Consider the following 21,007-nt stretch of genomic DNA (forward strand, 5'->3'; position numbering starts at 1 on the left):
GAGGCGGTCAGCGCGGGATGAAGTTCCTCAGCGGACGGTCGGCGCGGAGGGCGGCGATCTGGTTGGCCAGGAACACGTCCGCGCCTCGCGGGCGGCCGCCGGCGGTGTGCGGGGTGAGGATCAGGTTCGGCGCCGACCACAGCGGGGAGTCCGCAGGCAGCGGTTCGACGGCGGTGACGTCCAGCGCGGCCCCGGCGACGTGACCAGACTCAAGGGCGGCGACGAGCGCCTCCTCGTCGATGGTCGTGCCGCGACCGACGTTCACCACCAGCGCGCCCTGCCGCAGCTGCGCCAGCCGATCGGCGTTCAGGGCTGCGGCGGTCTCGGTCGAGTGCGGGAGGATCATGATGAGGATGTCGGTGGTGGGGAGGATCTCGGCGAGGCCGGCGTCGTCGACGACCGGGTAGCCGTGCCTCTCCCCCGCCGTGCGCGCCGCGCCGGTGACGTGCGCGCCGAGCGCGGTGAGCAGCGGGGCGAGCGTCGCGGCGATGGAGCCGAAGCCCCAAATGACGACGTTGGCGCCGTCGAGCGTTGTGACCCGGCCGTCGTAGGCGCGCGGCCGCAGCGTCCCGCCGAGCCTGCCGTCCCACTGGCGCTCAGCTTGGCGGGCGAGCGCGAGGGGCAGGTTGCGCAGCAGCGCGATGGTGAGGCCGAGCGCGTGCTCGGCGACGGGGCCGTCGTGCAGGCCGACGCCGGAGCAGATGGGGACGCGCGGGTCGAAGCCGGCGGCGAGCACACCGTCAGGTCCTGCCTGGAAGCCCTGCACCAGCCGCAGGTCCTTCATCCGGGCCGCCGCGTCGCGGAGCACCTCCTCCGGTTGGGCCCAGGCGACGAACACGTCGGCGTCGATGTGTTCCTCCGGAACGAGCTCGCGCGCGGGGAGGACGACGATCTCAACGCCCTCGATCACGGGCAACGCGCCCTTGTACGTGTCCGGGACAAGGACCTTCATGGGAACACCTCCGCAGGAATCGGTTCTCCCCAGCATGGCACACCGTCGCCGATCTGACGCCCGATGCGTGCGTGGATACAATGCGCGGGTGCTGACGATGCAAGACGCTCTGCGACGACTCTCCGACTATTGGACCAACAAGGGCTGCCTGACGTGGCAGCCGTTCAACACGGAGGTCGGCGCGGGCACGATGAATCCCGCGACGGTGCTGCGGGTGCTCGGGCCTGAGCCGTGGGACGTGGCCTACGTCGAGCCGTCGGTGCGCCCGGACGACTCCCGTTACGGCGAGAACCCGAACCGACTGCAGACGCACACCCAGTTCCAGGTGATCCTGAAGCCGGAGCCCGGGGACCCGCAGGAGCTGTATCTCGGCTCGCTCGAGGCGCTCGGCATCGACCTCTCCAAGCACGACGTGCGCTTCGTCGAGGACAACTGGCAGCAGCCGGCCATCGGCGCGTGGGGCCTCGGCTGGGAGGTGTGGCTGGACGGCATGGAGATCACGCAGTTCACCTACTTCCAGCAGGTGGGCGGGCAGAACCTCGACCCGATTCCGGTCGAGCTCACCTATGGCGTCGAGCGCATCCTGATGGCACAGCAGGGCGTGACGCACTTCAAGGACATCGTCTACTCCATCGCCTCCGACGGCCGCCCCGTCACGTACGGCGAGGCGCTCGGCCAGCAGGAGTACGAGATGAGCCGGTACTACCTCGACGACGCCGACGTCGAGGCCAACCGCCGCCTGTATGAGACGTATGTCGGCGAGGCGACGCGCATGGTCGAGAAGCGCCTGCCCGTGCCTGCACACAACTACATCCTGAAGTCGAGCCACGCGTTCAACGTGCTCGACGCCCGCGGCGCCATCTCGACGACGGAGCGCGCGAAGGCGTTCGCCACCATGCGCCGCCTGATGCGCGACACCGCCGCCCTGTGGATCGAGCGCCGCGAAGAGCTGGGCTTCCCCCTGAACCGGGAGACCTTGTTCCTTGAGCCGGACCCCCGGCGCGAAGCGCCCGGGTCCGTGTCGAAAGGTCCCGCGGCCGACCGCAATCTCGCCCCCCAGACCCTCGCGTTCGAGATCGGCGTGGAAGAACTCCCGCCCCACGTAGTCCCGCAGACCATCGACGCCGTCCGCGCCGCGCTGACCGAGAAGCTGGCTGCCACCCGACTGGCCCACGGAGAGATCACCGTCGAAGGCACCCCGCGCCGCATCGTCGCCACCATCGCCGACCTCGCGGCCAGCGAGCCCGACACCGAGCAACTCCGCAAGGGGCCGAAGTGGGCCGCGGCGTTCGACGGCGACGGCAACCCGACCAAGGCGCTCCAGGGCTTCATGCGCGGCCAGGACGCTGCCGTCGAGCAGATCGAGAAGGCCGATTTCGGCGGCAACGAGCATGCCGTGGTGCGCGTCGCCGTGAAGGGGCGCGACGTGCTCGACGTCATGGGCGTCATCCTCGCCGACGTCGTCTCCGGTCTGCGCGCGGAGAAGAACATGCGCTGGAACGACCCGAAGCTGTCGTTCTCGCGCGCGATCCGGTGGATCGTCGCGCTGTGGGGCGACATCGTCGTCCCTGTTCAGGTCTCTGAGCTGACCGCCGGGCGCACCACCTACCTGCAGCGGCCCGTAGCCGGCGAGGAGTCCGGCAGGCGTTCCGACGGCGCGCTGGTCGGGCGCGTCGAGGTCGCCTCTGCCGACGACCTGCTGCCGACCATCGCCGCGGGCTCTATCGAGCTGTTCACCGACGCGCGGCGTGCGGCCATCATCGAGCAGGCCACCGCGCTGGCGTCCGGCGTTGGCGGCACGATCGCGTTCGATGCGGAGTCCGCCGTCGTGGATGAGATCACCAACCTTGTCGAGGATCCGCACGGCGTGCTGGGCAACTTCGATGAGCGCTACCTCGACCTGCCCGAGCGCATCCTCACCACGGTGATGCGCAAGCACCAGCGCTACCTGCCGGTGTACCGCGACGGGAAGCTCGCGCCGCACTTCGTCACGATGGCCAACGGCCTGTGCGACGACGACACGGTGCGTGCCGGCAACGAGTCGGTGATCCGCGCGCGCTACGAGGACGCGCTGTTCTTCTGGAATGCCGATCTGCAGACCGCCGCAGCTGACGAGTTCGTGCCCGGGCTGGACAAGCTGACATTCGAGGACCGGTTGGGCTCAGTCGGGCTGCGCGCGCGGCGCATCGCCGACGTCGCGACCCGGCTCGGCGAGCGCGTGGGCGTCTCCGGCGAGGACCTGGTGACGCTGAAGCGCGCCGGCGAGCTGGCGAAGTTCGACCTGGCCACGCAGATGGTGGTGGAGATGAGCTCGCTGGCCGGGTTCATCGCGCGCGAGTACGCCGTCCGCATGGGCGAGACCCATGCGGTGGCCGACGCGCTGTTCGAGATGGAGCAGCCGCACACGTCCGCCGACCCGGTACCCGCGTCCGTTCCCGGCGCGCTGCTGGCGCTCGGCGACCGCTTCGACCTCCTCGCCGCGATGTTCGCGTTGGGCGCCAAGCCCACCGGTTCCTCGGACCCGTTCGGCCTGCGCCGCGCGGCCTTGGGCGTGGTGCGGATCCTGCGCGAGTCGGCGGGCACCCCGCTGGAGTCGCTGACCATCCGCGCCGGCCTGGAGGACGCCGTCGCGCGCCTGGCGGAACAAGGCGTGGACGTGGCCCCGGACGCGGTCGACGCCGCGCTGGAGTTCACCGTCGGCCGTTTCGCGCAGCTGCTGCGCGACGAGGGAACGTCCGCGGACCTCGTGTCGGCGATCCTCCCCGCCGCCGACGCCCCCGGCCGCGCCGCCCGCCTGCTGTCCGAGCTGTCGGCTACGTCCGACGACTCCCGCCTCCACAACCTCGTCGCGACCCTCGTCCGCATCACCCGGATCCTCCCCGACGACGTTGTCGACTCGGCGAGGAGCGAGGAAGGGGCCAGCCACCGCTCGTTGAGGAGGAGGGAGGAACGAGCGACGTCTCGAAACGTCTTGTCCGAGGTCGATGACAACCGTTCCTTGAGGAGCGACGAAGGAGCGTCTCGAAAGGTCCTGACCGAGGCTGCCGAGCTGGAACTCGCCGCCGCTGTCGACGCCGTCGACCCCGACACCGCCGCACAACCCATCAAGGTCATCCTGGGCAGCACCGAGCACGTGGTCGCAGCAGCAGCACGGTTCTTCGACGAGATCCTGGTCAACGCTGAGGACGAGTCGGTGCGCGCAGCGCGCCAGTCCCTGCTCGCCTCGGTCCTGTCCCTGGCCCCGGCCGACATCGACTGGAAGGCCCTGGACATCGCCCTGGGGTGACACCATAGGTCAGGGCCTCACGCTTCTGTAATGAGGGGCGGTCCTCATCACGGAGGGTACAGAGCTACCCACCTCTGCGTACATCGGCGTTTTTGTCGGCCCAACATCCTAAGGTCGTGCCATGACCTCAGGACTCGCCACCGACGGGTGGGGATCGGCTCCAAACATCACGCACCCACCACCGCTCTCAACCTCGGTCTGGGCTAAGACCGGAGGCGCTGACTTTTGGCAGTCCCTCCCCCAGCATCTCGCAGACACACGTACGGTGGCCGAGTTGCTCTACGAGCATTGGCTGTCGAGGTCCGTGAAGGAGAGGTGGGTGGCCGAGCCTCCTGGCGCGGACGGTATGCGCACAATCGCGCTGTTCCTGGCCGCGACGCACGACGTGGGCAAGGCCGCTCCGGCGTTCGTGGCCCAATCGGAGCCGCTGGCCCAACTCGCGCGGGACACCGGGCTCACGTGTCACACCATCCAGGAGCTGCGCGATGACAGGAGGGAGCTGCCTCACTCGCTCATCGGACAGCACGCCGCCACGCGCTGGTTGGAGACGAAGGGCGTGGACGAGGACGCCGCCAAAGGCCTCGCCTCTGTCATCGGCGCTCACCACGGCCGCCCCGTCCAGCATGCGCCCCGGCTTCACAGCAAGCGGCCCAATGGGATGGGGCGCGACGCCTGGGAGAAGGTGCGGTTCGGCCTGCTGGACTGGCAGGCCCGTGAGACCGGCTTCGACGAGCTGCTACGTGCAGGAGGCCAACTCTCCGTGTCCCTGCCGACGCTGATCGAGATCACCGGCTTCGTCATCGTGGCGGACTGGTTGGCGTCCAACACCGCACTCTTTCCGCTCCGGCCGCGGGGGCGCAGCGGCGAGGTCGAGGCCGACATGCCCGCCCGGACCGCAGTCGCGTGGGGCGAGATCGCGATGCCCCCGCCATGGCAGCCGCCGCGGGACGACTCACCCGCGCCAGACTTCTTCCGCTCGCGTTTCGGCTGGGAGCCCACCGTCACGCCTCACGCGATGCAGACGGCGGCCCTGGACGCCGCCCGCACCGTCGACATCGGCCTCATGCTGATCGAGACGGAGACGGGCGGCGGCAAGACCGAGGCCGCGCTGGCCGCCGCCGAGTCCATCGCGAGCCGGCGGGGATCGCAGGGCATCGTGATCGCGCTGCCCACGCAGGCCACGACCAACGCGATGTTCAGCAGGGTCGCGCGCTGGATCGACGACCTGCCCGAGCCGCCGGCGGAGGTCGGCGCGTGGGCGCTCACTCTCGGCCACGGGAAGAGCCAGCTGAACCAGGAATTCGCGAAGCTGAACGAGGCAGTGAAGGCCTTCGAGCGGAGACTCGCGCGTACGGAGGAGCACGCGCCGATCTTCGAAGGCGAGGAGACGCCCGCCCTCTGCAACGCCGTCGTCCATCAGTGGTTCCTGGGCGCGAAACGGCGGCTGTTGTCGAACTTCGCGGTGGTGACCATCGACCAGGTGCTCCGCGCGGCGCTGCAGCGCAAGCACCTCATGCTCGATCATCTGGCGCTCGGCGGTAAGGTCGTCATCATCGACGAGGCGCATGCGTCGGACGACTTCATGAACGTCTACCTGGACTCGGCACTCAGCTGGCTCGGCGCCTACGACGTGCCCGTGATCCTGCTGTCCGCGACGCTGACCGCCGAGCGCCGCCGCCGCTTCCTCTCCGCGTATCGCCCCGGCAGGGCGGCCGAGGCCGAGAAGCTGTCGTTCGCGGAGGACGACTACCCGTTGCTCACCATCCTGCCGCGTGACGAAGCACCGATCACGGCCAGGGTGGTCGCAGAGAACAGACCCGGCAGATCGGTGCAATGGACATGGCACCCGACGGCCCTCGACAGGATCGTGGCCAGCGTGCGCGACGACCTCGCCCATGGCGGCTGCGCCCTTGTCGTGCGCAACACGGTCAAGGATGCCCAGGCCACCGCCGCGGCGCTCGAGGAGGCGGGTATCGCCGTGCTGCTGACCCATGCGGGCTTCCTCGCAGTCGACCGCGCGGGCAACGACGAGGAGTTGCGCTACCTCTTCGGAAAGGACGGCGTAGAGCGTCCCGATCGGATCGCGGTGGTGTCCACCCAGGTGGTCGAGCAGAGCCTCGACGTAGATTTCGACGTCCTCTACACCGATCTCGCCCCGGTCGACCTGCTGCTGCAGCGCGTAGGTCGGCTGCATCGCCACGCCCGTATCCGCCCGCACAGGCACGCCACCGCACGCCTCTTCCTCCTAGCCGATCTTCCCTCCGATGACGCTCTCCCTTCCGCGACGCCCGGCTCGCTGGCGGTATACGGCTCCCATCTGCTGCTCCGCACGGCTGCGACGCTCGTCGAGCACGGCCCCACGATTCGCATCCCGGACGACGTCGCGCGCCTCGTCGAGCGCGCGCTCGGATCGGGGCACGTCGGTCGGGAGGCTTGGCAAGCGATGCTGAGTGAGGCGAGGGCGAACCACGAACGCGAGATCGAGAAGCAGCGCGAGAAAGCTGCAAAATGGTGTGTCGTGCCGTGGAACCCCGACGGCGACCCGCGCACCTCGCTGGGCGACTGGCTGACCGTTGCTCCAGATAGCAGCGAAATCGCGATGGGGATCGCTGTCCGCGACACCGACCCCACCCTCGAGGTCATCGTCGTTCCGATCGCCCCCGCGGGCTCCGCCGTTCGGCCCCCGTGGCTCACCAAGAACCCCAGCCAGGTGGAGACCCTCGACACGTCCACGCGGCCATCCGACGAGGTGGCGCGCGAGGTCGCCGGCTGGGCGGTGCGGCTCCCCACCGCGATGACGCGCTGGGACCTCGACGACGTGGTGACCGCGCTCGATCGAGACCCCGCCACCCGCAGATGGGCCTGGCGGCAACACCCCCTCCTCAAGGGCGAGCTGTTCTTGCCCATGAACCAACCCGAAGAAGGGAGCACCACCTTGATGACCGAACTCTCCGCGGGCAGGAAGCACTACCGGCTGACCTACTCGCCCACACGCGGACTGGAGGTGAGCGACGCATGAGCTACAACCTGCTTGACGAGCCGTGGATCCCCGTGCTCGTCCGCGACGGCACCGCTGCCGATCTGTCGCTGCGCGACTGTTTCACGCGCGCCGACGATGTGCGCCGGATCAATGGCGACCTGCCCACGCAGGGCTTCGCGATCCTGCGGGTACTCCTGGCGATCTGCCACGACGCGATCGGCTTCCACTCGCTCGCCGACACGAAGCAGCTGCTCAGGACCGGGCTCGACACGGCACGCGTGCTCGCCTATCTCGACGACTACGCGGACCGGTTCGAACTCTTCCACCCGCAGCGGCCTTTCATGCAGGTAGCTGACCTGCGCACAGCCAAGGGCGAGGTGGCAGGCCTTGAGAAGCTGATCAGCGACGTGCCCAACGGGACGCCGTTCCTGACCGTGCGCACCGGGCGGGGACTCGAGCGGATCTCCGCCGCCGAGGCCGCGCGATGGCTGATCCACGTCCATGCGTTTGACCCGAGCGGCATCCGCTCGGCGGCCGTCGGCGACCCGGAGACCAAGGGCGGGAAGGGCTACCCCATCGGCCCCGGGTGGGCCGGCCAGATCGGCGGGCTGCTCTATCACGGCGACTCCCTGGCCCAGACCCTCGCGTTCAACATCGTCCCCACGGAGCGCAACGACGCGGATCGTCCCGTCTGGGCGCACGAGAAGCCACAGACCGAGCAGCGCCAGCTCGAGCCGCGCCCGAACGGGCCCGTCGAACTGCTGGTGTGGCAGACCCGCCGCGTGCGGCTGGTGGGCGACCGTGACGGCGTCACCGGCGTCGTCCTTGCACAGGGCGATCGGATGACGCCGCAGAACCGGCACGACCTCGAACCCATGACGGGGTGGCGGTATTCCAAGCCGCAGTCCGCGAAGCTGAAGATGGCTGTCTACATGCCGCAGAAGCACGACCCGACGCGCGCCTTCTGGCGCGGGCTCCCCGCGCAGCTGCCCAGCCACCCCACCGACATCGACGGCAACGAGGCAACGATGCGCTCGCGCGTCGCTGAACACCTCAGCCAGGTGGAGGACCTCCTGCCAGCTGCCCTCGAGCAGGTGCGCCTGGAGGCCGTGGGCATCGACTACGGGCCACAGGAGGCCACCGTCGCCGAATTGGTCAGCGACGCGGTGGACCTGAGAGTCTCGATGCTGGGGCCCGACGCGGGGGCTGTGGCCGTCATGATCCAGGATTCGGTACGGACGGCAGATACCTGCGTGTGGGCGCTCGGCCGCATGGCAAGCAACGTCGCGGCGTCGGCCGGAGACTTCGACGGGCTGGAGGGGGCGGCGGAACGAGCACGTCTCCAAGCATGGGCAGCCCTCGACGAGGTAGCGCCCCGCTGGATCGCCCAGCTGACGAGCTCTTCGGACACGATCGCGGAGAACCGAGCCTGGCAGGAGCTCGTGCGGTCGACCCTCGAACCGATCGCCGACGCCGTCGCCGATGCGGCGCCACCGGCGGCCTACGCGGGCAGGAACACCAGGAACGGGTTCATGACCGTCGGCAAGGCGGAGGGCTTCTTCCGCCACACCCTGCGCAAGGAGCTTCCCCTTGCCTACCCGACCAAGAAGGAGGAGTCAGCATGAGCGAACAGGAGAAGTTCTCCCCCAGCCGTTTCGTGACCGAACGCATCTATCGCCTGGTCGGCAAGGATCCGACCAACCTGAGCCCCGCCTCTCGCGCGCAGCTGGCGCAGTTGCGGCAGGCGGCCGACAAGGAGCCCGGGACCGTCCCGTCGATCTGGCCGATCACTAGCGAGGGCATCCCGGACGACATCACCGGCCTGCAGCTGAACCGCATCGAGACTGCCATCCACATGGCCCTCACACAGTTCGCGGTGCATCAACAGGCACGATCGCACTGCATGCACGACGCGGGACAGCCCTTCGGCCGCGCGATCAGACGACTGGCCGAGGCGACGTCGCCTGGCTCGGAGCCGTACGAAAGCCCGGTCTACCGCCGGTTCACGACGCTGTCGACCACGACCAACCTGCCGGGCATCCGGAGCCAGCTGGGCAGCCTCGTCACGCAGCTGCGCAGCTACGACATCGCATTCGACTACGGTCGCTTCACTCGGAACCTGCTCCTGCTGCAGGACGCCGGCCGCAACGCCGAGGTCCGCCGCACTTGGGGTCGTGACTTCCACCGCCTCCCTACCCAGACCACCACCGATTCCACCGCCGTCGAAGGAGACAACTGACATGACCACTTACATCGAATTCCACGCCCTCCAGACCGTCCCCCCATCGAACATTAATCGCGACGACTCCGGGGCACCGAAGACGGCGGTCTATGGCGGGGCCACCCGCTCACGCGTCTCCAGCCAGTCCTGGAAGCGGGCGATCCGCGAGGACTTCAACGAGACGCTGGATCCGCTTGAGGTCGGCACGCGCAGCCGGATGATCGTCGGCTCGATCGCAACCGCCATCGAGGAGCGTCGACCCGACCTGTCCGATCGCGCGCAGGACCTGGCGGTGGCGGCGATGGAGGCCGCGGGCTTCAAGAGGCCGGTGCCCAAGACTCGTCGCAAGGGTGAGTCCGAGGGACAGCCGGAGACCGGGTATCTTGTCTTCCTATCTCAGCGCCAGATCGAGTCGCTCGCGGAGGCCGCCGTCGCCGTGAGCGACGAGGCCGACCCCCTGAACGCGATGAAAGCGGCGAAGGTGAAGCAACTCGTCGACGCCGACCACTCCATCGACATCGCGCTCTTCGGCCGGATGATCGCCGATTCCTCCGACCTGAACGTGGACGCCGCGTGCCAGGTGGCCCACGCGATCAGCGTGCACGAGGCGACCCCTGAATACGACTTCTACACCGCCGTCGACGATGCGAAGGATCGCAACGAGGACGAGGAGGACGCGGGGGCCGGGATGATGGGCACGGTCGCCTACATCTCCTCCACCCTCTACCGCTACGCAGCCATCAACGTCGACCAGCTGAGCGAGAATCTCGGCTCAGCGGAGGCGACGAATCGCGCGATCGAGGCGTTTTTGCGCAGCTTCGTCGTCTCCATGCCCAGCGGCAAACAGACGACGTTCGCCAACGGCACACGGCCCGACGTCGTGCTGGTCACCGTCGGAAAGGGCCAGCCGGCCAGCCTCGTCGGGGCCTTCGAGGCCCCGGTCAAGGCGCGGGAGGGATACATGGGCCCGGCCGTCGAACGGCTCGCGGAGCACGCGAAAGACGTGTTCTCCACCTGGCGCACGCCCGAGAAGATCTTCGCGACCGCGCTCCCCGCCTATCGCGCGACGCTGGCGACGGTGGCCGAGGCTCGGACGCTCGACGAGCTGGTCGCCGACACGGTGGCGGCCGCGACGGGTCAGGCATGAGCGTCCTGACGCTCCGGCTCGCCTCGCCGCTGCAAAGCTGGGGCGCGTCCAGTCGTTTCACGCGTCGTACGACCGAGTCCGCGCCCACCAAGAGCGGCATTCTCGGACTGCTCGCCGCGGCGCAGGGCCGTCGGCGCAGTGACTCCATCGAGGACCTGCTCACGCTGACCCTCGCGGTCCGTGTCGATCAGCCCGGCGTGCTGCTCCGCGATTTCCACACCGCCCACCACCAGGTGACGGGTGCGGCCATGCCGCTCACCGACCGGTTCTACTGGAGCGACGCGGTATTCGTGGCCTTCGTCGGCGGACCGGAGCCCGTGCTCGCGGGCCTCCACGACGCGCTGCGCGACCCCAGTTATCCGCTCTACTTCGGGCGACGCTCGTGTGTTCCCGAGGGGCGAGTCTCGCTCGGCGTTGACGACGTCGAGGTGCACGAGGCTTTGGAGGCCTGCCCCTGGCAGGCGGGGGTCAGCGGGAAGCGGCGCCACTACCGGGAGTCGACCGTTCGCTTGGCGGTGCGCGCGGACCAGGGCGTCCTGCACGGGGTGCCGCCGTCCCACGAGTTCGCCGACGTCCCGGTCTCGTGGAATCCGGAGCTTCGCCAGTATCGGACGCGCATGGTCGTCGACTCGTACGTCGTCATCCCGACCGGCTCGGAGACGGCTGCACCGTCGGGGCTCCCACACGACCCCATGGCAACCCTCGGAGGCCTGTGATGTACCTGACGCGTACCTACCTCAACGCCCGCCGTCGGGGTGCTCAGAAGCTCCTGGGTTCACCGCAGGCCATGCATGCAGCCGTCCTCGCGGGGTTCCCCCCCGGGGCCGAGCCCAGACGTCCCCTGTGGCGCGTCGACGCCGACGACGAGCTGCGGCCCGCGCTCTACGTCTTGAGCGAGCGCGCCCCGGACCTCACTCACCTGGAGGAGCAGGCGGGGTGGCCCAGCCAATCCACAACGCAGGCGACGTCGTATGCACCCCTGCTCGACGCCTTGGACATCGGCCAGACGTGGGCGTTCCGACTGACGGCCAATCCGACGCATCGCGCCGAGATCAACGGCGTCAGCAAGGTGCTCGGGCACGTGACCGTCGCCCAGCAGGTGGGTTGGTTGCTGAGCCGTCAGACGTCCCTGGGGGTCTCGCTCGGCGAGGAGGACGACCCGAGCTTCACCCTTACGGGCCGCGAGGTGCGTCGATTCCGCCGCTCGGAGTCCGCCGTGACGCTGAGCACTGCCCGGTTCGAGGGCGTGCTCAAGGTGGTGGATCCCGCGCTCCTGCGAGTGGCCTTGACCCAAGGCATCGGGCGCGCGAAGGCCTACGGGTGTGGCCTGATGACGCTGGCGAAGCCGTGATCCCGGGGGCTAAACCCCCGACATCGCAACAGCTGGTCCGGGTAGAGGAGCGCGTAACGTTCCTCCACCTGGAGCGCTGTACGGTGAGCCGCGACAGCAACGCGATCACCGCGACCAGCGAACAGGGCACTGTGCACGTTCCGGCCGCGACCATCTCGGCGGTGCTGCTGGGCCCAGGGACGCGGGTGACGCATCACGCGATGATGTTGCTGGCGTCGTGCGGGGTCACCGTCGTCTGGGTGGGTGAGAGCGGCGTCCGGTACTACGCGCACGGCGCGTCATTGGCCCGCACCACCCGGCTACTGGAGGCACAGGCCGCAGCCGTCAGTAACACTCGGTCCAGACTGGCCGTCGCCCGCGCGATGTACGAGCAGCGCTTCCCCGACGAAGCCGTCAGAGGGCTCACCATGCAGCAACTTCGTGGCCGCGAGGGCGCCCGCGTCCGGAACCTCTACCGACGACATTCGGAGCGCACAGGCGTGGAGTGGAAGCGCCGCGACTACAACCCCGAGGCGTTCGACGACTCCGACGCCATCAACCAGGCCTTGTCCGCCGCCCACACGTGCCTGTACGGCGTCGTGCACGCCGTGATCGTGTCGCTGGGCTGCGCGCCCGGACTCGGATTCGTTCACACAGGCCACTCACGAGCCTTCGTCTACGACATGGCAGATCTGTACAAGGCCGAGGTGACCATTCCGCTCGCCTTCGACGTGGTGGCCGAAGGCTCACTGGACGTTGCGGGCGACACCCGGCGACGCGTACGAGATGCGTTGCGCTCCAGCGATGTTCTCGCGCGCTGCGTCAAGGACATCAAGCGACTGGTCCTACCGTCCGACGATGTCGACTTCGACGTGGACATCGTCCGTCTGTGGGATGACCGCCAAGGCGCGCTGGCCGGTGGCGTCGACTACTCAGAGGTGGACTTTTGATCACCATCGTCCTGAGCAAGGTGCCGGAAGGGATCAGAGGGCACCTCACTAAATGGCTTCTGGAGGTGGCGCCGGGTGTTTTCGTCGGCCGGGTCTCCGCGCGCGTACGCGACGAGCTGTGGGACATCACCCGCGAAGGTGTCGGAGACGGGACAGCTCTCATGGTGCTTTCGTCGTCCAACGAGCAAGGCTTTGAGGTTCGCAACTGGGGTCACCGCTGGAAGCCTGTGGACCTCGATGGGTTTGTGACTCTGCAGCGGCCGACCGCCCGAGACACCACGGGAGAAGCCGTCAAGAGCGTGATCCCTCGCGCCGCGCGATTCCGCTGGCTTAAGGCACAGAAACCGAACTAGAATCAGCTTCGGGTCAGATCGAGTCCCTAGTCAACAAGTGTGCTCCCCGCGCAGCGGGGATGATCCTGTCTCGGGAGATGGTGGGGAGCGGCGTGGTTCGTGCTCCCCGCGCAGCGGGGATGATCCGATGGCGCGACAGGGCGGACGATAAGGCCAGTGCTCCCCGCGCAGCGGGGATGATCCGGTCCTGGTCGCGGCGCCTCCCGCGGTCGGCGTGTGCTCCCCGCGCAGCGGGGATGATCCGTAGGCGACGTTGGCGAGCGAACCGGGGGCGCCGTGCTCCCCGCGCAGCGGGGATGATCCCACCTTCAAGGCGTCGGGTTCGCTAACGGGCTCGGTGCTCCCCGCGCAGCGGGGATGATCCCATGAACGCGTTGTACATGTCGCCCTCGGCGCGGTGCTCCCCGCGCAGCGGGGATGATCCCCGTGTACCACGCAAGAGTGCATATGGTTCGCGTGCTCCCCGCGCAGCGGGGATGATCCGTCGGGGGTGGCGAACGCTTCCGCGACCTCGGAGTGCTCCCCGCGCAGCGGGGATGATCCCTCAGGCGCGTGGGCCTCGTGGCAGGACCTGGCGTGCTCCCCGCGCAGCGGGGATGATCCCTGGTTGAGTTGGGCGATCGGGAAGGCGCCGATGTGCTCCCCGCGCAGCGGGGATGATCCTCCATGAGCCACAACGACGACGACCTCGTGCTGGTGCTCCCCGCGCAGCGGGGATGATCCCTCACTGAACGCGCCCGCGTCCTTCTGTCCCGCGTGCTCCCCGCGCAGCGGGGATGATCCGAATCCGTCGTCCACTAGCTGGGCGAACCTGGCGTGCTCCCCGCGCAGCGGGGATGATCCGGTCGCGGTGTGCGAGGATGCCGACGATCCACGGTGCTCCCCGCGCAGCGGGGATGATCCGGTCGACGGCCTTTTCGGGCCGCAGACGAAGGCGTGCTCCCCGCGCAGCGGGGATGATCCGCCGGTGCGACTACCCCGAAGGTGACCGACCCGTGCTCCCCGCGCAGCGGGGATGATCCGGACCCGGCGAACCCGAAGCAGCCACTCCTGATGTGCTCCCCGCGCAGCGGGGATGATCCGGGCCGCTGTGACGGTCGTCTGCGACTGGTGCGGTGCTCCCCGCGCAGCGGGGATGATCCCTGGTGCCGCGCTCGCTGGCCGTCGAAGCCGATGTGCTCCCCGCGCAGCGGGGATGATCCCGGCAAGGCCAAAGCCCTGTCGCGGGAGATGGGGTGCTCCCCGCGCAGCGGGGATGATCCCTGTTGCCACGTCTACACCTCGTCCTGGTCGGCCGTGCTCCCCGCGCAGCGGGGATGATCCGCCGTCACGCTCGGTGTCGCCGGTGTCGCGTCGGTGCTCCCCGCGCAGCGGGGATGATCCCGGTGAGTGGCCACCGAGCTTGCGGTTGAGGGGTGCTCCCCGCGCAGCGGGGATGATCCCCAGTACCTCGGCGCGCTCCGCAGCCACGGCCTGTGCTCCCCGCGCAGCGGGGATGATCCGGAATGGCTCAAGAGCGGCCCCGCCGCCACCTAGTGCTCCCCGCGCAGCGGGGATGATCCCTATCCACCCTGACGGGGCGGTGGTGTCGGTCAGTGCTCCCCGCGCAGCGGGGATGATCCCGGCTTCGGCGCAGTCCGGGAGTGGCGCCTCGCGTGCTCCCCGCGCAGCGGGGATGATCCCACCCAACTCCTCCGCACCCGCGAGTACGTCCAGTGCTCCCCGCGCAGCGGGGATGATCCCGGCTGTCGGCGCCGGCGGCTTGTCGAAGAGCCGTGCTCCCCGCGCAGCGGGGATGATCCGGCAACCCCTCCAGATGTCACGGCCGCGGTCAAGTGCTCCCCGCGCAGCGGGGATGATCCGGCCGAACGTCAGCAAGACGACGCGATGCAGGGTGCTCCCCGCGCAGCGGGGATGATCCCCCTGCCTGCGACGTGAATATATTTAGCGTCCGGTGCTCCCCGCGCAGCGGGGATGATCCGCCTTCCAGTGCTGTTGCTATGGCAGGCGTTGCGTGCTCCCCGCGCAGCGGGGATGATCCCAGCGCAATCACGGCACTGTGGACGGATGCCGGGTGCTCCCCGCGCAGCGGGGATGATCCCGCAATCGTGGCAAGCCGCGCGGTTGAGGGAAAGTGCTCCCCGCGCAGCGGGGATGATCCGTCGACCGGAGCCCCACGGCCATACTACGGGAGGTGCTCCCCGCGCAGCGGGGATGATCCACGCTGTCCCGCGCGATCATCAGCGCGACCGCCAGTGCTCCCCGCGCAGCGGGGATGATCCGGCCAGCGACAAGGCGGCCGACAAGTCCCCCACGTGCTCCCCGCGCAGCGGGGATGATCCGGAAGTCCAGGAGTTCTGTCCCTTTGTCAGGTAGTGCTCCCCGCGCAGCGGGGATGATCCCCAGACCCGTCCAGGTTGACGCCATCACAACCCGTGCTCCCCGCGCAGCGGGGATGATCCGAAGTCGCCGTCCACCAGCTGGGCGTACTTGGCGGTGCTCCCCGCGCAGCGGGGATGATCCGACCGTGGAGACCTCCTCCGGAATTGGCGTTGCCGTGCTCCCCGCGCAGCGGGGATGATCCGCTCCTGGATCTCGACCGCGACCGGACGGAGCCGTGCTCCCCGCGCAGCGGGGATGATCCCCGTACTTGTGTCGACGACGCGTGAATACTGACCCCCAGACGTCGGGGAAATCTGACCCCTTCCGACCACTCTTGGAGGGTGATCAGTATGGAAGATTGGGCGGAGATCCGCCGGTTGCATCGGGCGGAGGGCGTGCCGATCAAGGCGATCGCTCGTCGTCTTGGGATTGCGCGGAACACGGTCCGCTCGGCGCTCGCGTCGGACGGCCCGCCGAGGTATCAGCGCCCGGGTAAGCAGTTGCTGGTCGACGCTGCCGAGCCGGAGGTGCGCAAGCTGCTGGCGGTGGATGCGAGGATGCCGGCGACGGTGATCGCGGAGCGGATCGGGTGGGACCACTCGCTGACGATCCTGAAGGACCGGATCCGGCAGATCCGGCCCGAGTACGCCGGTGTCGATCCGGCGGATCGGATCGTACGGGAGCCGGGTGAGTCGGCGCAGATGGACCTGTGGTTCCCGGAGCCGCGGATCCCGGTCGGGTTCGGTCAGGCGGCGATGCTGCCGGTGCTGGTGATGACGTTGACGTTCTCGAAGTTCCTGTCCGCGGTGATGCTCCCGTCTCGTCAGGCAGGGGATCTGCTGGCGGGGATGTGGCAGCTGATCGCCGGCGTCGGGGCGGTGTCGAAGACACTGGTGTGGGATCGGGAGTCAGCGATCGGCGGGAAGGGCAAGGTGACGGCAGCAGCGGCGGCGTTCGCGGGGACTCTGCCCACCAGGGTGGTGCTCGCCCCGCCGCGGGATCCGGAGTTCAAGGGGATGACCGAGCGCAACAACGGCTACTTCGAGACGTCGTTTTTGCCCGGCAGGTCTTTCGCGTCGCCGGCGGACTTCAACCAGCAGCTGGGCCAGTGGTTGCCGCGCGCGAACGCTCGGACGGTCCGCTCGCTCAGCGGACGCCCGGTTGATGTCCTCGACAGGGATATCGCGGCGATGACGGCGCTGCCGCCGCGTCCGCCCTCGACGGGCTTGCAGACGAGGGTCCGGCTGAGCCGGGACTACTACGTCCGTCTCGACGGGAACGACTATTCCGTCGACCCGCGGGTGATCGGCCGGCTCGCCGATGTCACCGCGACGCTGAGTCGGGTGGTCGTGATCTGTGACGGGCAGGTCGTTGCCGACCATGACCGCTGCTGGGCCAGCCACGCGGTCGTCACCGACCCCGGCCATGTCGAGACCGCCCGCGGGCTACGAGCGCAGTTCTCCGCTGCGAAACGCGACCGGGAGCGCGCCGCTTCCCTGGTCCGACCCACCGAGCCGGTGATGTTGCGTGACACCGCGGACTACGACGCCTTGTTCGGAGTCCGGTTCGCGCCGACCACCGGAGAGGCAGTGCTGTGATGGGCGCCGCTACAGACACCGCGGCGACGCTCGGATACCTGGCCCGCGCGTTGAAGGCCCCCACCATCGGGCGGGTCTGGGAACAGCTCGCCACGACCGCCCGCGACCAGGGTTGGACACACGAGGAGTACCTGGCCGCGGTCCTGCAACGCCAGGTCGCCGACCGGGAAGCCAACGGCACGAGCCTACGCATCGCCGGAGCCCACTTCCCGGCAGTGAAGACCCTCGAAGACTTCAACGTCGATCACCAGCCCTCACTACGCCGCGACGTCCTCGCTCACCTCGCGACGACGACCTGGATCCCGAAAGCAGACAACGTGATCCTCCTCGGCCCTCCCGGGGTCGGCAAGACCCACCTCGCGATCGGGCTCGGCATCAAAGCAACCCACGCCGGCTACCCCGTCCTGTTCGACACCGCTACCGGCTGGGTAAGTCGGCTCCAGAGCGCGCACCACACCGGCAGGCTTGAACACGAGCTGAAACGGCTACGCCGCTACCGGCTGCTGATCATCGACGAAGTCGGCTACCTGCCCTTCGACGCCGACGCCGCGAACCTGTTCTTCCAACTCGTCGCGTCCCGCTACGAACAAGGCTCGGTCCTCGTCACATCGAACATGCCGTTCGGCCGATGGGGCGAGATCTTCAGCGACGACATCGTCGCCGCAGCAATGATCGACCGCCTCGTCCACCACGCCGAGGTCCTCACCCTCGCCGGTGACTCCTACCGCACCCGCGCCCGCCGCGAGCTCCTCAACACCCCGCCCGCCACTACGGCAGCGGACCACTAGAAACACGACCCGAGGGGGTCAATTTTCGCCGACGAAAAGGGGTCAGTTTTCAGCCGTCGTTGACATACTTGATTGCTTCCACGGATTAACCGTAAGTGCTCCCCGCGCAGCGGGGATGATCCTCCTCTTCCGGGATTGGTGTTGCTAGGTACGCCGTGCTCCCCGCGCAGCGGGGATGATCCCTCGTCGGACGCTTCTCCATCGAGGCAGACACCGTGCTCCCCGCGCAGCGGGGATGATCCGGCCTCTAGCGCTGTAGCAATGGCAGGCGTTGCGTGCTCCCCGCGCAGCGGGGATGATCCGCTCTTCAACACGTAATCGACCGGCTTGCCCGAGTGCTCCCCGCGCAGCGGGGATGATCCTTCCCCGACGCCGGGTGATGGCGGCGCGCCTGGGTGCTCCCCGCGCAGCGGGGATGATCCCGGCCGCATCCAGCGCCTCGACGGCACCACGATGTGCTCCCCGCGCAGCGGGGATGATCCCGCCAACGTCAGGGCTGTCCTCCGGGACACAATGTGCTCCCCGCGCAGCGGGGATGATCCGCCCTGGGAGATCATGGCATCCACCTACACCCTGTGCTCCCCGCGCAGCGGGGATGATCCTACGTCGACGGCGGTCCAGTGGAGGATCGGCCGGTGCTCCCCGCGCAGCGGGGATGATCCCCGTAAGTTGACATATCTCCCGCGGTCTGGCAGGTGCTCCCCGCGCAGCGGGGATGATCCTATATTTAGCGGCCTGAGGGATACCTATATATAGTGCTCCCCGCGCAGCGGGGATGATCCGTTGTCGAGACCGGCCACGATCTCCACACCCAGGTGCTCCCCGCGCAGCGGGGATGATCCGTCCAACGACAAGTCGGCCGACAAGTCCAACGAGTGCTCCCCGCGCAGCGGGGATGATCCCTGGTGGATTCCGGTTTCTTTGGAACCACGCCAGTGCTCCCCGCGCAGCGGGGATGATCCGATCACCGGGCCAGGGTTGCGGCGAGCGGCGTCGTGCTCCCCGCGCAGCGGGGATGATCCCCTCACCCGCAACGGCAAAGCCGACGCTCAGATGTGCTCCCCGCGCAGCGGGGATGATCCCGCCTTCCGAAACAAGGTGAGCGACGAGCGCCGGTGCTCCCCGCGCAGCGGGGATGATCCGCTACCTGCGGGCATGCTCGCCGTTCGCGTTACGTGCTCCCCGCGCAGCGGGGATGATCCGTTCACGCCTCGCACACCCTGCTCGGTCGCGGCAGTGCTCCCCGCGCAGCGGGGATGATCCGCGGTGGGCGGTCGAGTCGTGACCGCCCCCGACGTGCTCCCCGCGCAGCGGGGATGATCCGCATCACGCTGGGCTCGGACCCACCAAGGCCCGCGTGCTCCCCGCGCAGCGGGGATGATCCCGCCTACGTCGATGCGATCGGCATCGACCCCTAGTGCTCCCCGCGCAGCGGGGATGATCCCGTTGCCCGATCGGACCCAGCGGATCTGTCCGGGTGCTCCCCGCGCAGCGGGATGATCCCGAAGGAGAACCGATCATGAATCACGTACGTGAGTGCTCCCCGCGCAGCGGGGATGATCCGTTTGATGGGCAGTCGCGGCAGATCCAGCGGCTGTGCTCCCCGCGCAGCGGGGATGATCCGTTCGCGAACCGAAGCGACTAGTCAGGCCCGTGGTGCTCCCGCCGCGGGGGGGCTCCCGCGCGGGGGCCGGGGGGGGGGGGGCCGGCGGGGCCGCGGGCCCGGTGCGGGGGCGGGGGTCCGCTGAAGGTTTGGTTGACCTCCGGGGTTTATGCCGCCAGTCTAGCGGTTGGTTTCATGATGAGTTCGAACTCGACCGGGGTGAGTTTCCCGAGCCTGCGTTGACGGCGTTTCCGGTGGTACTTCCCCTCGATCCAGGACACGATCGCTAGCCGCAGTTCCTCTCGTGTACTCCAGGACCGTCGGTCGAGGACGTTCTTCCGCAGGAGCGCGAAGAACGACTCCATCGCGGCGTTGTCACCGCATGCCCCCACGCGGCCCATGGAGCCGGTCAGGCCGTGGCGTTTGAGGGCCTTCAGGAAGCGTCTGGAGCGGAATTGGGACCCGCGGTCGGAATGCACGATCACCCCGGCGGGCCGCCTCGGTGGGCCACCGCCATCTGGAGCGCGTTGACGGCGATACGGGCCTTCATCCGCGAATCGATCGAGTAGCCCACGATCCGGTTGGAGAACACGTCCTTGATCACAAAGGTAGACCTTGCCCTCGCGGTGCGGTGCTCGGTGATGTCGCCCAGCCATAGCTCGTTGGGGCCGTCGGCGCTGAACTGCCTGTTGACCAGGTCATCGTGGACGGGAGCGCCGGCCTTCTTGTACCGGGTCTTGCGCCTGGTGAACACCGACTGGATGCCAGCGACCCGGCACAGCCGCCACACTCTGCGCTCCGACAACTCGTAGCCCAACTCGGCAATGTCATCGGCCAGGACGCGGTAGCCGCCCTCCGGGTCATCATCGTGGAGCTGGTGGAGCACGTCGATCAGCTCACGCTCTTCGGCCTCGCGGGCCGACACCGGCTGCTTGAGCCACTTGTAGTAGCCCTGCTTGGAGAATCCCAACACCCGACACGCGACCGCCACCGGCACCTCACGGTGGCACCGACCGCAGCCATCTCCTTCACGAGCGGGTAGATCATTTTGGGGGCGTGATGTGAGCCTGCGACAGATACGCCGCCGCTCGCCGTAGGACCTCGTTCTCCATCTCCAGCTCGCGGATCCTGCGTAACGCCTGGGCCATGTCCTTGCGCTGCTCAGGATCGGTGGTCGGGGTCATCCCGTGGGACTGGAAGCGAGCGTCGCGGACCCAGGCTTGAAGGGTGGTCTTGGCCATCCCCATGTCCCCGGCGACCTGCTTCTGCGGGATGCCTGAGGGCGACCAGCGCGACCGCGTCGCGCCTGAACCCCGTCGGTGTAAGCGATCTTCGGCATGGATGCCATCCTTCCAGGCACGACCCTCTCGTGAGAGTCATGCGATCTGGAGTCAACCAAACCTTCAGCAGTCCCGTG

General features: G+C 68.6%; 15 protein-coding genes and 2 CRISPR repeat arrays. Of the genes, 11 read left to right on the top strand and 4 right to left on the bottom strand.

Annotated elements, in window-relative coordinates:
• Positions 1–7 precede the first annotated feature (7 nt).
• On the bottom strand, positions 8–988 hold the full coding sequence (locus tag IPJ61_RS13110; protein ID WP_459251288.1) for an NAD(P)-dependent oxidoreductase: 981 nt from the start codon (positions 986–988) through the stop codon (positions 8–10).
• 61 nt (positions 989–1,049) lie between these two features.
• Between IPJ61_RS13110 and glyS the strand changes: the two genes are divergently transcribed.
• The 11 genes from glyS (at position 1,050) to istB (ending at position 17,987) form a co-directional block, all read left to right on the top strand.
• A complete protein-coding gene (gene glyS / locus IPJ61_RS13115) occupies positions 1,050–4,238 on the top strand; it encodes a glycine--tRNA ligase subunit beta (protein WP_297108202.1) in 3,189 nt (1,062 codons plus the stop codon).
• Positions 4,239–4,359: 121 nt separating this feature from the next.
• Positions 4,360–7,257, top strand: coding sequence for a CRISPR-associated helicase Cas3' (cas3, locus tag IPJ61_RS13120; protein WP_297108053.1), 2,898 nt, complete (start codon positions 4,360–4,362; stop codon positions 7,255–7,257).
• Positions 7,254–8,843, top strand: a complete 1,590-nt coding sequence (casA, locus tag IPJ61_RS13125; RefSeq protein ID WP_297108056.1) for a type I-E CRISPR-associated protein Cse1/CasA — start codon at positions 7,254–7,256, stop codon at positions 8,841–8,843. Before cas3 ends, casA begins: the two co-directional genes overlap by 4 nt.
• Positions 8,840–9,457, top strand: a complete 618-nt coding sequence (gene casB / locus IPJ61_RS13130) for a type I-E CRISPR-associated protein Cse2/CasB (RefSeq protein WP_297108059.1) — start codon at positions 8,840–8,842, stop codon at positions 9,455–9,457. Before casA ends, casB begins: the two co-directional genes overlap by 4 nt.
• A gap of 1 nt (position 9,458) precedes the next feature.
• Positions 9,459–10,586 carry a type I-E CRISPR-associated protein Cas7/Cse4/CasC gene (cas7e, locus tag IPJ61_RS13135; protein WP_297108062.1) on the top strand — a complete coding sequence of 376 codons (1,128 nt, stop codon included), beginning with the start codon at positions 9,459–9,461 and terminating at the stop codon, positions 10,584–10,586.
• Positions 10,583–11,302: a type I-E CRISPR-associated protein Cas5/CasD gene (cas5e, locus tag IPJ61_RS13140; RefSeq protein WP_297108065.1), complete on the top strand. Its 720-nt coding sequence runs from the start codon at positions 10,583–10,585 to the stop codon at positions 11,300–11,302. Before cas7e ends, cas5e begins: the two co-directional genes overlap by 4 nt.
• The gene (gene cas6e, locus IPJ61_RS13145; RefSeq protein WP_297108068.1) at positions 11,302–11,937 is read left to right on the top strand and encodes a type I-E CRISPR-associated protein Cas6/Cse3/CasE; all 636 of its coding nucleotides are present in this window, start codon (positions 11,302–11,304) and stop codon (positions 11,935–11,937) included. The genes cas5e and cas6e overlap by 1 nt, the downstream gene beginning before the upstream one ends.
• Complete coding sequence (gene cas1e / locus IPJ61_RS13150; protein WP_297108071.1) at positions 11,934–12,866, top strand: type I-E CRISPR-associated endonuclease Cas1e; 933 nt, start codon at positions 11,934–11,936, stop codon at positions 12,864–12,866. The genes cas6e and cas1e overlap by 4 nt, the downstream gene beginning before the upstream one ends.
• Positions 12,863–13,219, top strand: a complete 357-nt coding sequence (gene cas2e / locus IPJ61_RS13155) for a type I-E CRISPR-associated endoribonuclease Cas2e (protein WP_297108074.1) — start codon at positions 12,863–12,865, stop codon at positions 13,217–13,219. The genes cas1e and cas2e overlap by 4 nt, the downstream gene beginning before the upstream one ends.
• Before the next feature lie 39 nt (positions 13,220–13,258).
• Positions 13,259–15,863: a CRISPR direct-repeat array (repeat unit 27 nt; unit sequence GTGCTCCCCGCGCAGCGGGGATGATCC).
• Positions 15,864–15,942: 79 nt separating this feature from the next.
• Positions 15,943–17,199, top strand: a complete 1,257-nt coding sequence (istA, locus tag IPJ61_RS13160) for an IS21 family transposase (protein ID WP_297108078.1) — start codon at positions 15,943–15,945, stop codon at positions 17,197–17,199.
• Positions 17,199–17,987 carry an IS21-like element helper ATPase IstB gene (istB, locus tag IPJ61_RS13165; protein WP_297108081.1) on the top strand — a complete coding sequence of 263 codons (789 nt, stop codon included), beginning with the start codon at positions 17,199–17,201 and terminating at the stop codon, positions 17,985–17,987. The genes istA and istB overlap by 1 nt, the downstream gene beginning before the upstream one ends.
• 95 nt (positions 17,988–18,082) lie before the next feature.
• Positions 18,083–19,432: a CRISPR direct-repeat array (repeat unit 27 nt; unit sequence GTGCTCCCCGCGCAGCGGGGATGATCC).
• A 325-nt stretch (positions 19,433–19,757) separates the two neighbouring features.
• On the opposite strand, the gene IPJ61_RS22540 is transcribed toward istB, so the two are convergent.
• From IPJ61_RS22540 to IPJ61_RS22550, 3 genes are read right to left on the bottom strand one after another with little or no spacing between them, the layout of a single operon-like run.
• Positions 19,758–20,075 (bottom strand): integrase core domain-containing protein, encoded by a 318-nt coding sequence (locus IPJ61_RS22540; RefSeq protein WP_459251289.1) that lies wholly within the window; start codon positions 20,073–20,075, stop codon positions 19,758–19,760.
• Positions 20,072–20,581 carry a DDE-type integrase/transposase/recombinase gene (locus tag IPJ61_RS22545; protein ID WP_459251290.1) on the bottom strand — a complete coding sequence of 170 codons (510 nt, stop codon included), beginning with the start codon at positions 20,579–20,581 and terminating at the stop codon, positions 20,072–20,074. Before IPJ61_RS22545 ends, IPJ61_RS22540 begins: the two co-directional genes overlap by 4 nt.
• Before the next feature lie 52 nt (positions 20,582–20,633).
• On the bottom strand, positions 20,634–20,831 hold the full coding sequence (locus tag IPJ61_RS22550) for a transposase (protein WP_459251291.1): 198 nt from the start codon (positions 20,829–20,831) through the stop codon (positions 20,634–20,636).
• Positions 20,832–21,007: the final 176 nt, after the last annotated feature.

Source organism: Tessaracoccus sp., assembly GCF_016714275.1.
In the GTDB taxonomy this organism is placed as follows: Bacteria; Actinomycetota; Actinomycetes; order Propionibacteriales; family Propionibacteriaceae; genus Arachnia.

What these genes read in the sequence shown, in the direction of transcription:
- casB (WP_297108059.1), top strand. Translation starts at nt 8,840, where the DNA reads ATGAGCGAACAGGAGAAGTTCTCCCCCAGCCGTTTCGTGACCGAACGC.
- IPJ61_RS22550 (WP_459251291.1), bottom strand. Translation starts at nt 20,831, where the DNA reads ATGGCCAAGACCACCCTTCAAGCCTGGGTCCGCGACGCTCGCTTCCAG.
- cas6e (WP_297108068.1), top strand. Translation starts at nt 11,302, where the DNA reads ATGTACCTGACGCGTACCTACCTCAACGCCCGCCGTCGGGGTGCTCAG.
- cas5e (WP_297108065.1), top strand. Translation starts at nt 10,583, where the DNA reads ATGAGCGTCCTGACGCTCCGGCTCGCCTCGCCGCTGCAAAGCTGGGGC.
- cas7e (WP_297108062.1), top strand. Translation starts at nt 9,459, where the DNA reads ATGACCACTTACATCGAATTCCACGCCCTCCAGACCGTCCCCCCATCG.
- cas3 (WP_297108053.1), top strand. Translation starts at nt 4,360, where the DNA reads ATGACCTCAGGACTCGCCACCGACGGGTGGGGATCGGCTCCAAACATC.
- glyS (WP_297108202.1), top strand. Translation starts at nt 1,050, where the DNA reads ATGCAAGACGCTCTGCGACGACTCTCCGACTATTGGACCAACAAGGGC.
- IPJ61_RS13110 (WP_459251288.1), bottom strand. Translation starts at nt 988, where the DNA reads ATGCTGGGGAGAACCGATTCCTGCGGAGGTGTTCCCATGAAGGTCCTT.
- casA (WP_297108056.1), top strand. Translation starts at nt 7,254, where the DNA reads ATGAGCTACAACCTGCTTGACGAGCCGTGGATCCCCGTGCTCGTCCGC.
- istB (WP_297108081.1), top strand. Translation starts at nt 17,199, where the DNA reads ATGGGCGCCGCTACAGACACCGCGGCGACGCTCGGATACCTGGCCCGC.